General features: G+C 61.8%; 10 protein-coding genes. 4 read left to right on the top strand and 6 right to left on the bottom strand.

Annotation, left to right across the window (positions count from 1 at the left end; all coding sequences use genetic code 11):
* Positions 1-35: 35 nt before the first annotated feature.
* Positions 36-764: a YebC/PmpR family DNA-binding transcriptional regulator gene (locus H146_RS0110120; protein ID WP_026351900.1), complete on the bottom strand. Its 729-nt coding sequence runs from the start codon at positions 762-764 to the stop codon at positions 36-38.
* Positions 765-910: 146 nt separating this feature from the next.
* Here H146_RS0110120 and H146_RS0110115 point away from each other — a divergent pair, with 146 nt between their 5' ends.
* A complete protein-coding gene (locus tag H146_RS0110115; RefSeq protein WP_019951758.1) occupies positions 911-1,768 on the top strand; it encodes a PA4780 family RIO1-like protein kinase in 858 nt (285 codons plus the stop codon).
* Here H146_RS0110115 and H146_RS0110110 read toward each other — a convergent pair.
* The gene (locus tag H146_RS0110110; protein WP_169433472.1) at positions 1,765-3,687 is read right to left on the bottom strand and encodes a putative bifunctional diguanylate cyclase/phosphodiesterase; all 1,923 of its coding nucleotides are present in this window, start codon (positions 3,685-3,687) and stop codon (positions 1,765-1,767) included. The two genes, H146_RS0110115 and H146_RS0110110, sit on opposite strands and share 4 nt — an antisense overlap.
* 275 nt (positions 3,688-3,962) lie before the next feature.
* Between H146_RS0110110 and H146_RS0110105 the strand changes: the two genes are divergently transcribed.
* Positions 3,963-4,262 carry a DUF3817 domain-containing protein gene (locus tag H146_RS0110105; RefSeq protein WP_019951756.1) on the top strand — a complete coding sequence of 100 codons (300 nt, stop codon included), beginning with the start codon at positions 3,963-3,965 and terminating at the stop codon, positions 4,260-4,262.
* Between the two features lie 15 nt (positions 4,263-4,277).
* On the opposite strand, the gene H146_RS0110100 is transcribed toward H146_RS0110105, so the two are convergent.
* On the bottom strand, positions 4,278-5,204 hold the full coding sequence (locus H146_RS0110100; RefSeq protein ID WP_019951755.1) for an AraC family transcriptional regulator: 927 nt from the start codon (positions 5,202-5,204) through the stop codon (positions 4,278-4,280).
* A gap of 207 nt (positions 5,205-5,411) precedes the next feature.
* Here H146_RS0110100 and H146_RS0110095 point away from each other — a divergent pair, with 207 nt between their 5' ends.
* Both H146_RS0110095 and tadA read left to right on the top strand, forming a co-directional pair.
* Positions 5,412-6,479, top strand: coding sequence for an NAD(P)-dependent alcohol dehydrogenase (locus H146_RS0110095; RefSeq protein ID WP_019951754.1), 1,068 nt, complete (start codon positions 5,412-5,414; stop codon positions 6,477-6,479).
* A gap of 100 nt (positions 6,480-6,579) precedes the next feature.
* Positions 6,580-7,038, top strand: a complete 459-nt coding sequence (tadA, locus tag H146_RS0110090; protein ID WP_019951753.1) for a tRNA adenosine(34) deaminase TadA — start codon at positions 6,580-6,582, stop codon at positions 7,036-7,038.
* A 12-nt stretch (positions 7,039-7,050) separates the two neighbouring features.
* On the opposite strand, the gene H146_RS20240 is transcribed toward tadA, so the two are convergent.
* The 3 genes from H146_RS20240 to H146_RS0110075 form a co-directional block, all read right to left on the bottom strand.
* On the bottom strand, positions 7,051-9,015 hold the full coding sequence (locus tag H146_RS20240) for a GGDEF domain-containing protein (protein ID WP_019951752.1): 1,965 nt from the start codon (positions 9,013-9,015) through the stop codon (positions 7,051-7,053).
* A 166-nt stretch (positions 9,016-9,181) separates the two neighbouring features.
* Positions 9,182-10,648, bottom strand: a complete 1,467-nt coding sequence (gene mltF / locus H146_RS0110080) for a membrane-bound lytic murein transglycosylase MltF (RefSeq protein ID WP_019951751.1) — start codon at positions 10,646-10,648, stop codon at positions 9,182-9,184.
* On the bottom strand, positions 10,645-10,893 hold the full coding sequence (locus H146_RS0110075; RefSeq protein WP_019951750.1) for a hypothetical protein: 249 nt from the start codon (positions 10,891-10,893) through the stop codon (positions 10,645-10,647). The genes mltF and H146_RS0110075 overlap by 4 nt, the downstream gene beginning before the upstream one ends.
* Between the last annotated feature and the right edge of the window lie 13 nt (positions 10,894-10,906).

The raw sequence follows: 10,906 nt of genomic DNA, 5'->3' as shown, positions 1-10,906 counted from the left end.
GGCGGCGCGGCGAAAGCGTCGTCGCGCCGCAGGCTTCATTCGCTCTCTTCAATCTCGGCGTTGTGGAAGACGCGCTGAACGTCGTCGAGATCATTGAGCATATTGAGAAATTTCTCCAGCTGCTGGGCGTTTTCCCCCTCCACTGGCGTGGTCGTCTGAGGAACGAACTGGATATCATCAGTGTCGAAATCCAGCTCGCTAAAAGCGTCGATCAGCGCCTGGCGTGCCTTGGCGTATTCGATGTGGGGAGCGAAAATCGTCAGCTGGCCGTCTTCGTTTTCGATATCGGTGACGTCGACATCGGCCTCTACCAGCGCTTCGAGCACCGCTTCATCGTCCCGGCCTGCAAAGGAAAAGATGGCACAGTGGTCGAACATATGGCTGGCGCTGCCCGGCGTGCCGATCTTGGCGCCGGTTTTGGTAAAGCAGCCGCGAACATCGCCGAAGGTGCGGTTGGGGTTGTCGGTCAGACACTCAATGATCACCATGCAGCTGCCGGGGCCAAAACCCTCGTAGCGCGCCGTAGCGAAGTCTTCGCCGCCGCCGCCGCTCGCCTTTTCCAGCGCGCGCTCGATAACATGAGCGGGCACCTGGTCCTTTTTGGCGCGCTCGAGAAGCCCGCGCAGTGACAGGTTGGCGTGAGGGTCGACGCCGCCGTTTTTGGCGCAGACGTAGATTTCGCGGCCGTACTTGCTGTAGACCCTGGTTTTGGCATCGGCCGTTTTGGCCATGGATTCCTTACGGTTCTGGAAAGCCCTGCCCATATCGTCGTCCGGATCTCTGGTGGTTCAAGAATGAATGATTTTACTGCAGGTGCGCCGGATGCGAATAGCCTTATCTGACCGCGGCGCCGTCTGCAGCGGTAGTCGCATCATTGCACAATCGGTACACAATGCGAGAAAGCGCTTATATGAAAATACCCCAACGCCTGCAGCCGCTGATCGAAGAGGGCGTCATCGATGACGTGGTGATGCAGCTGCGCAGTGGCAAGGAGGCGCAGGTGTTCGTGGTGCGCTGCGGCGACGAGCTGCGCTGCGCCAAGATGTTCACTGAAACCCGCAAACGCGGTTTTCGCCGTGCGGAAACCTATGAGGAGGGCCGCCGCGGGCGCAATAGCCGGCGCGAGCGGGCCATGGCGAAAAAGAGCCGCTTTGGTCGCCAGGAGCAGGAACAGGCCTGGCAAAATGCCGAGGTAGACGCCCTTTATCGTCTCGATGGCGCCGGTGTACGGGTGCCCAGGCCGCACGGTTTTGTAGACGACATACTGTTGATGGAGATGATTGATGACGGCGAGGGCGGTGCCGCGCCGCGGCTTGGCGATGTGGCGCCGAGTCACGAGCAGGCGCTCGACTGGCACCGCCGGCTGATCGGCGATGTGGTGCGCATGCTCGATGCCGGTCTGGTGCACGGCGATCTTTCCGAGTTCAACGTGCTGGTGGGGCCCGATGGCCCGGTGATCATCGACCTGCCGCAGGCGGTCGAGGCCGCCGGCAACAACAGCGCAAGACGCATGCTGCTGCGTGATGTGGACAATCTGCGTCGCTATCTGGGGCGTTTTGCTCCCGAGCTGCTGGCGAGTGAATATGGCCTCGAGATCTGGTCGCTTTTCGAGCGCGGTGCGCTGACGCCGGATACCGCTTTGAGCGGGCGTTTCGAAGAGCGTCGCGACGATCCCGACGTGGCTGAGCTGCTGGCGGTGATCGACGATGTGCGTCGCGAGGAGCAGGCACGCCGCGAACGCATGGCCGCGCCTGAAGATGAGGACTAGCGCTGTTTCCCGGACGGCTTGTGCTCGCGCAGCAGCGCCCGCATGGCGGTTTCGGCAACCGGGCGGCTGAAGTGGTAGCCCTGCAGGTAGTGGGCGCCCAGTGAGACAAGCCGCCGGGCTACCACTTCCGTTTCGATTCCTTCTGCTACCACGCTCAGCCCGCAGGCCCGGGCGATACGGATGATGGCGCGCACGATGGTGATATCGCGTCGGGCCGGTTCACCGTCGAGCCGCGCCACGAAACTCTTGTCGATCTTGAGAATATCCAGCGGCATCCACTGCAGATAACCCAGCGAGCTGTAGCCGGTGCCGAAGTCGTCCAGCGCCAGTTTGACCCCCATCCGGCGCAGGTTTGCCAGCCGGCCGAGTACCGGTCTTTCGGCCGAAATGAACAGACTCTCGGTAATTTCCAGGATAAGACAGTAGGCCGGCAGGCCGGTTTCCCGTAGCAGGGTGGCGACCTGGTCGACAAAGACAGGCTCACGCAGTTGGGCCGGCGACACGTTGACCGATATGTGTTCGAAGTGCAGTCCTTCTCGTCGCCACTGCGCGGCGCGAGCCATCACTCGGGCAAGGGTTTGATACCCCACTGAGCGCATCAGTCCCTGGCGCTCCAGAACCGGTACGAATTCGGCCGGGCCGGGAGCCTGCGGTGCTGTCCAGCGCAACAGTGCCTCGGCGCCAACGATACGCCGGTCGGCGCCAATGATGGGTTGAAACCAGGTTTCGAATTCGTCGCTGTTGACCGCCTGACGCACCTGCTGAGCAAGCTGCTTGCGCTCTTTGGTGCTGTTGGCGATATCGGCATCAAAGCGGCGCAGGGTGTTGCCGCCGCTTTCATGGGCGCGGTAGATCGCCAGATCGGCGGCATAAAAGAGGGTATGGACAGTGTTGGCGTCGTCGGGATAGATCGCCAGACCCGCGCTGATACCGGGCTCGATAAGGTGATCCTCGATCACTATCGGCTGGCGAAGCCGCTGAAGCAGTGCCTCGGCAAGCTCGAGCGCCGGTTGTGGCGAAGCTTCGAGCGACAGCAATACCATGAATTCGTCACTGCCCAAACGCGACACGCTCAGCCGATGGGGTTCATCGCAAAGTCGCATGGCGATCCGGCACAGGTAGAGATCGCCGATGTCGTGACCGCACTCGTCGTTGATTTCGCGAAAGCCATCGATATCGATATAGACAAGCGCCAGTCGCTGCTGCTGAGTGGCGAGATTGTCCAGGTCGCGAAAAAAGGCGGCGCGATTGCCCAGCCCGGTCAGAGGATCCTGATAGGCCATCTGCTCCATCGAGTGGCGATCGCGTTCGCTTTTATAGATGTGCGCCAGCTCGCGTGCCAGTGACTGCATCAATTCGTTGCTGAAGTCCGGGTCTTCGTCCTCCTGCCAGCCGAACAGTTCGAATCCGCCGAAGCCTTCACCATCCAGACCGATAGTGTAGAGGCAGCGGCGCGGCAGCGATTCGGGCCAGTTGGGTTCAGTCGTGCCGCACGGCCTCTGCGTCAGACGGTCCTGATAGAGGGTCAGCGGTTCGTTGCTGTCCAGCCATTCGAGTGCCGACGGGGTAAGGAGAGTCGATTCGTGATCCAGCGGTGAGGCATGCCCATCGGTTGTCGCAAAAGCTTGCGACCGGCCCTGCGCCTCGAAAGGAAAATAATAGGCCCGGCAGTGGCACCAGCAGGTCTGCCTGGTCAGCGTGGCAAGCGCGATATGGCTGGCCCAGCGCAAAGGCTCTTCGTGTTCGTGAGTGGCGGCGATATCGGTTATCGCCTGCAGCTTCAAACGCTCGCGCTGGAAGCGGTCACGAACCTGCGCGGCATCGCGCTCGGCGTCGCGACGAAGATCCTGTTCACGCTTCAGGCGTTCCTTGAGCTGCATGATCAGAGTATGGGAATCGTTCGCCGGTTCTTTTGTCATCGGGCCCCTGAAGTGCCGCAAGTAGTTCGATACGGTATCGACATCATTTCGATAGACAGTGATAAAGTGCCTGGCAGCCCGGTTTTCCGCCACATCCGGCTTGTGTCTGATGTCACTATCGGCAGTGGTTGACGTGCCTTGATTGTGTTTGTATCCAGTGCTCTTGTCGGCTATGACAGGCCACAGCGCTGATTTGTAATCTGTTTTATCCAACACCGTCCATAAATAACATCGCTGGAGGTCTATTGAATACCATGCCATTGATCCATATACGAATGAGGCGCCTGCGATGGATCTCCTGGCTGGAAGGCACCACACTGCTGCTGCTGCTGGTGGTCGCAGTGCCGCTCAAGCATGCTGCCGGCATGCCGCTGGCGGTGTCGATCATGGGGCCGATCCACGGCGTCGCTTTTCTGCTCTATCTCTCGGCGCTGTTTCGTGTCGTCGCCATGGGCGGCTGGGATACCACTGATGTGGCGCGCATGGTGCTTGCCGCCTTTATTCCCTTCGGTGCCTTTATCAACGCGCCCTTCATGCATCGCAAGGCGCGTGAGTTGACGGCACACTTCGCCTGACGCCGGTCCGTGACCCTATGGCTGCCTCCTGCGGCGCTCATCCGCGGGGCTGCAGCCGAAGTAACGCTTGTATTCACGGCTGAACTGGGAGGCGCTCTGATAGCCGACCGCGCTGGCCGTGGCACTGACGCTGTGGGTGCGAGCGCTCAGCATGCCTCTTGCCCGCAGCAGGCGAATGCGCTTTTGATACTGCAGCGGTGAGAGCCGTGTCAGGCGCCTGAAGTGGTGATAGAAGGAGGAGGGGCTCATGCTGACATCCTCGGCCAGTGCCTCTACCGACAGCGGGGCGGCGTAATCACTCTGCAGTTGCGCCAGTGCGCGACCGATGCGACCGTACTGGCTCTGCTGCTGCGGAAGCTGGCGCAAAGACTCTCCCTGGGGGCCACGCAGCGCTTCGAACAGCACCTCCCGAACCCGCTGCTGCCCCAGCGCCCGGCACATTACCTCGTCATGCAGACACTCGAGCAGATGCACCACGCTGTGCCCCATGCGTCGGCCCAGGATAACCGCTGCCATGGGCTCCGGCGGTGAGTGTTGCAAACCGGCAGGAGTGACGCGCACCAGCTCGCTGAGCGTTGCCAGCTCGATGCGAATATTGATGCCAAGCAGCGGGTGCTCGGCATCGGCGCGGGTTTCACACTCGAACGGCAGCGGCATCGCCTGTACCAGATAGTGGCCGGCGCCATAGTGGATGGTGCGCTCCTCCAGATACCCGATCTTCTCTCCCTGGGCGATGATGATCAGCCCGGGTTCATAGACCAGTGGTGTGCGCGGATGACTGCCGTGCAGCGCCATCAACTGCACTTCGGGCAGCGCGGTGGGGAGAAAGCCATCCTGTGTCGCCAGTGGCTGGATCAGCCTGCGCATATGGGCTTCGAGGGTACTGCTGTCGGCGTCGCTGCCGGGCGCGTCGGGCAGCACTGTCTCGGGTGGCAGTGTCATCAAAAAGCTCCGCATCCTCGTGAATCGCCATATTGTGCATAAAAAACGGCCCCGGTGGGGGCTTTTTATGGCCAGGCTGGGACAATCAGGCAAGTATTGTACAGAAATCTGTATGGCGGCACGCCTTCGCGACTATCACACTGTTGTGGTATATCCCGACAGAGTTCCATCCGGGTTTCTGATACTCGATTCAAAGGAGATGCGTTAATGTCTACGCCCGCGAAAGGATACGCCGCGAAAAGTGCTGAATCCGATCTGGCGCTCTGGCAGTTCGAGCGCCGCACGCCCCGCGCCGACGATGTCGCAATCGAGATCCTGTACTGCGGCGTTTGTCACAGCGACCTTCACTTCGCCCGCGATGACTGGGGCATGGCCACCTATCCGGTAGTACCCGGCCACGAGATCGTTGGCCGTGTTACCGCTGTCGGTAGCGAGGTGACGCAGTACAGCGAGGGCGACCTGGTTGGCGTCGGTTGCATGGTTGACGCCTGTCGTCAGTGCAGTGCCTGCAATGAGGGGCTGGAGAACTATTGCGCTCAGGGCTTTGTGATGACCTACGGCAGCCCTGATCTTCACGACGGCACCCTGACCCAGGGGGGCTACTCCGATTCGGTTGTGGTCAGTGAGCGCTTCGTGGTGCGTATGCCCGAGGGCATTGATCTCAAATCCGCCGCGCCGCTGCTGTGCGCCGGCATTACCACTTACTCACCCCTCAAGCACTATGGTGTAAAGCCGGGTCACAGGGTGGGCGTGATCGGCATGGGCGGTCTGGGGCACATGGGCGTCAAGCTGGCGAAGGCGCTGGGCGCCGAGGTCACGCTCTTTACACGCTCGCAGTCCAAGAAGGCCGAGGCGCAGCGCCAGGGTGCCGATCACGTGGTGATCTCCACCGATGAGCAGCAGATGGCGGATGTCACCGAGACCTTCGACTTCATGCTCGACACCGTGCCGGTGCAGCATGACATCAATCCCTATCTCAATGCCCTGAAGCCCGACGGCACCCACATCCTGGTGGGTCTGCTGGAACCGATCGATCCGGCCATCATGGGGGCCAACCTGGTTTTCCGCCGTCGCGTGCTGGCCGGTTCTCTGATCGGCGGCATGCCGGAGACCCAGGAGGTGCTGGATTTCTGCGCCGACAACGGCATCACCTGTGATGTCGAGATGATCGATATCGCCAATATCAACGAGGCCTGGGAGCGCATGAAGCAGGGTGACGTGCGCTACCGCTTCGTGATCGACATGGCTTCGATCAAGGAGACGGCGGCTGCCTGACGTGCCCGCCGCGCACAGGGATGTGCAACCGGTGCCGCTGGGCGCCGGTTTTTTTATATCATGCCCCTCTGACTACCAATAGCGCGACAGGGGGAGCGCCATGCGCGGCGACGAATTCTACATGCACCGGGCGCTGGAGCAGGCGCGGCTCGCTTTCGAGGCCGGCGAAGTGCCGGTCGGTGCGGTGGTTGTCGACGCCGAGGGAGAGATCGTCGGCTGCGGCCATAACGCGCCGGTGAGCGAGTGCGATCCTACGGCGCACGCCGAGGTTCGGGCGCTGCGTGCAGCGGCGCTGGCAGTGGGCAACTATCGTCTCGGCGGCTGCACGCTGTTCGTTACCGTCGAGCCCTGCCTGATGTGTACCGGTGCCATCATTCATGCCCGCATCGCGCGGCTCGTTTATGCCGCCGCCGAGCCGGGTGCCGGTATGGCGGAGTCCAGGGCCAACCTGTTCGCTCAGCCCTGGTTCAACCATCGCGTGGAAGTCGTTGCCGGGGTGTTGGTGACGCCTGCCAGGCGGTTAATGAAGGCGTTTTTCAGTCAGCGGCGCGAAGTCTGAAGCTCACATCGCTCAGTGCCAATGCCATCTATCTACTCGATTGCGTCCCTGCTGCTTGGCGCGGTAGAGCGCCTGGTCGGCCAGGCTGAAAAGCGCTTCGAGATGCTCGCCCTCGCGGCGCGCCGTCACCATGCCGATGCTGACGGTGACGACGCCGCGCCGCTTGTGGTGAGGCAGTGCCATGGCCTCGATACGATGGCGTAGCACCTCGCCGATAGTCTCCGCCTCGACGATATCGGTATCCGGCAGGCAGGCAATGAACTCCTCACCGCCGTAGCGCGCCAGCAGTCCACCGCGCTTTACGATGAGCGCATTGAGGGTATCAGTCACGCGACGCAGGTAGTCGTCGCCCACTGTATGGCCCAACCGGTCATTGACCTGTTTGAAGTGGTCGATATCGATCACCATCAGCGTCAGTGGCGGCTTGAGCCCGTTGAGTGCCACCCACTCGCCAAAGCCGCGCCGATTGAGCAGGCCGGTCAGCGCGTCGTGGTGCGCGCCCCACTCCGCCTTGCGACGCCTGGCGTCTTCGTCACGTACCCGGTTGCGCAGCTGATGATTGCGGTACTGAACACCGCTGAAGCGGTTACGCAGACCCAGGTAGTACCAGGTCAGCATATAGAGCAGCCAGGCGATGATCAGCCCCACCAGCAGCATATTGCTCGGGGTGCTGTGGCGTTCTATGAACAGTCGTGCATAGGTCGCCTCGATGCACATTGTGAAGCGGCTGTCGGCCAGCATCAGCGGGCTGCAGCGCCGTAGCGAGCTGAGACCGTCGGCAGTTTCAAGGCGATAGATCAGCTGATCATCGAAGGTCACCCGGACAAGAAAATCGTTGCTGTAGAGTGGCTGGAAGACCGACTCCAGCAGCAGCGTCGGCGACACCGCGAAAGCAATAGCACCCAGCTGACGGCCGTTATCGAGATCGACAACCGGGCGATAGAGCATCAGTCGGCGGTTCGACAGCCGCTGGGTCAGGGTGGTAGCGGCGCTGTCGCTCGGGCTCTCGTTATCCAGTGCATCGAATGCCTTGTCGGCCAGCCACTGCTGATTGGTCGCGTTCGGCCAGCGGGTTACGGGATAGAACCGCTCGATGTGGTGGCTGCGCCAGCTGATCCAGGCGATGTCACGCAGATAGTAGAAATCCCCCACCAGGGCGGCGGCACGATGCTGCCACTGCCGCGTATCGGGTTCGGTCCCGGTGCTGTCCCAGCCGTTGGCGAAACGATGAATGGCGTCGTTGAAGATTGCCACCTCCCGGTGGAGGCGCGTGGTCAGCGTCTCGCTTTCAATGGCAGCGACCTGGCTGAGGCGCTGTATATGCTGCTCGCTGAAGTTTTCCCACAGCAGCAGTACCAGCAACAGCACCGCCAGCGGGGGCGCCAGCGCCAGCTGCACCGCCCTGTTATGGAGCAGCTGGCGGCGCTGGTGCGCCTCTATCGCCAGCAGCAGCAAAAGAGCCGGCAGCAGGGCGTAGAAGGCGGAGGAGTGCTCGTGCAGTAGCTGGTTGCTTTCATTGATCAGATAAACCACCGTCAGTATCAGCGACAGCACGATCAGCAGCGCGCCGCTGGCACCGCCGCGTCCGGGGGGAAACTGCAGTAGCGCCAGCAGCAGCATGGCCAGCAGCAGAGGCAGTGCCGGGCGCTGGATGTAGAAGGGGGTATCGATCGGCCAGTGGGCGAACAGTGACGACCAGAAGTCGTAGTCAAAGCGCTCGACCGGGAGCAGAAAGCTCAGCGTCAGCAGTACCAGGACTGCCAGCGCCAGTGCTGCGGGCATGGCGGCCATGACCCGAAGTGGCATGCCGGCGCGGCCGTTGAGCCACCAACCCAGTAGCGTCGACACGCTCAGCAGTATCAGCAGCGCCATTGTCAGTGAGCTGGCGGCGTTGGTCGCAATGGCGGCCCCTCCAGGCGCAAGCAGGGTCGTCATCGCCAGCGCGGCACCAGTTATACGATATGAATCAATGGCCATGATGCTCGGTATTCCGGGGCAGCCTCTCTGGAGGCGTGTTGTTTTTGCGTATTGCGGTTCGGTGCTCTATATCGGCAGATACCCGCCGATCAGAAAGTTGATCGGCATGCGAAGACAAATGTTCAGTACAGATGAAAAATAGCGCGCCACACGCTATCGTCGGGTCTCAGGGTGCCGGCGCAATGACCTCGAACGCCGGTGTTACGCGATTGTTGGCAGTGGCGCGCACCAGCGATGGAAAGCGGCGCTGGCTACGATGTACGTAATTGAGTATCTCTTCATAACGTCTGACATTGCGCACATAGAGGGCGGCCACGCTGCCGCGGGCGAAACCGTGCTCTACCCGGCGATACCAGCGCTGTTCCTGGAGCAGCGGCAGCGTGTTGCGCACGTCCTGCCACTGATCAGGGTCAAGGTTGCGCTGGCGTGCCAGTTCGCGGGCATCGAGCAGATGGCCCAGACCCAGATTATAGGCCGCCAGCGTCATCCAGGTACGGTCGGGCTCGGTCACGCTATCGGGAATGCGGCCATGAAGATAGCGTAAATAGCGGGCGCTGCCGTCGATACTCTGCAGCGGATCCTCGCGGTCCTCGATCTCCATGAAACGAGCGGTATCGCGGGTCAGCATCATCATTCCCCTGACCCCCGTGGGCGAGACCGCATCCGGGCGCCAGTGCGATTCCTGATACCCCACCGCCGCCAGTAGCTGCCAGTCGAAGTCGTTTTCCGCCGCGGCGCGCTTGAAGGGCGCGCGCCAGCGATCCAGATGCTGCTCGATCTGTTCGAGGAAGCGTCGCGTACCGACGTACTCGAGATAGTCGTCTTGGCCGAAATACTGCTGCGCCAGCGCTTTTAGTTCACCGCTGGTGCGCATTGTGGCAATGAAGTCATTGGCGCGCTCGAGCAGTGCCAGATCGCCCTGAATGGCCCAACTGAGGCTGAGCGGCTCACCGATTTCGAAGGCGGGCTCGACCTCCCTGAAAAAAAGCCGATTGATCCGGAACTCATGGGCGTAGACCACCGCCGCGTCCAGCTCGCCGCGCTGCACCATGGCGAGTAGATCGGTCGCCTCGACGCCGGGACTTTCGCGCCAGCTCAGGGTTGGATGCTGCGGCTGCAGCTCGCGCAGGGTGCGGGAGATGCCGTTGTGGGTCGCTATACCGACGTCGAGATTGTCGAGGTCGGCAATCTCGCTCGGCGCCGCCATGCCGCGTCGATAGATCACCAGCGGCTGCATCGACATGATGGGGCGCGAATAGATCAGGTCGCTGCGGCGGCGGTCCAGTACCAGGCCGGCGGCGCCGATATCGGCGCCGCCCGAGGCGACCCGGTCGAGTACCTCGCTGCTGCGGTGTTCGTCGTCCACCGCCAGACTGACGCCGAGGCTGTCGGCGAAGCGGCTGAAAAGCTCGAATTCGAAGCCGCCCGGGCCGCGTTGTCCCTCATAAAAGGTGCTCGGCGCATTACGCGTGGCCACTTCCAGAAAGTCACGCGCCTGCACTTCGGCCAGCTGACCGCCGGAGACAAGCGGGCCGGCAATGCCGAGCGGCAGGCGGGCCGGCATGGCCAGCGCGATCAGTGCCGACAGCAGCAGGACGGCGCTCGGACGTGGCCGTCCGAGGCAGTACTTCACAGCCTCTTGAAGCGTTGAACGGTCGATATTGTCGATATGTCGGGCTCGGCAAATTCATCGGTCAGGTCATGCCAGAGTAACAAATTGTTATTGACGATGGTGAATGCCATTACGTCATCTTCTTCGATGCGAGCCGCAGGGCCGGCGTGATGCCCCGGCTTCGCCAGCAATGCTGCTTTCCAGTATGATATCGGGCTCATCGCATGGCGGCCCGTCACGGTCGCCCTGACGTTGCGATCTTCCATACCTGTCAGTCAG

It is taken from the genome of Kushneria aurantia DSM 21353 (genome assembly GCF_000382245.1).
Lineage (GTDB): Bacteria > Pseudomonadota > Gammaproteobacteria > Pseudomonadales > Halomonadaceae > Kushneria > Kushneria aurantia.
Note: the sequence above shows the minus strand (reverse complement) of the source record. Positions and strands in the feature narration are given on the sequence as shown.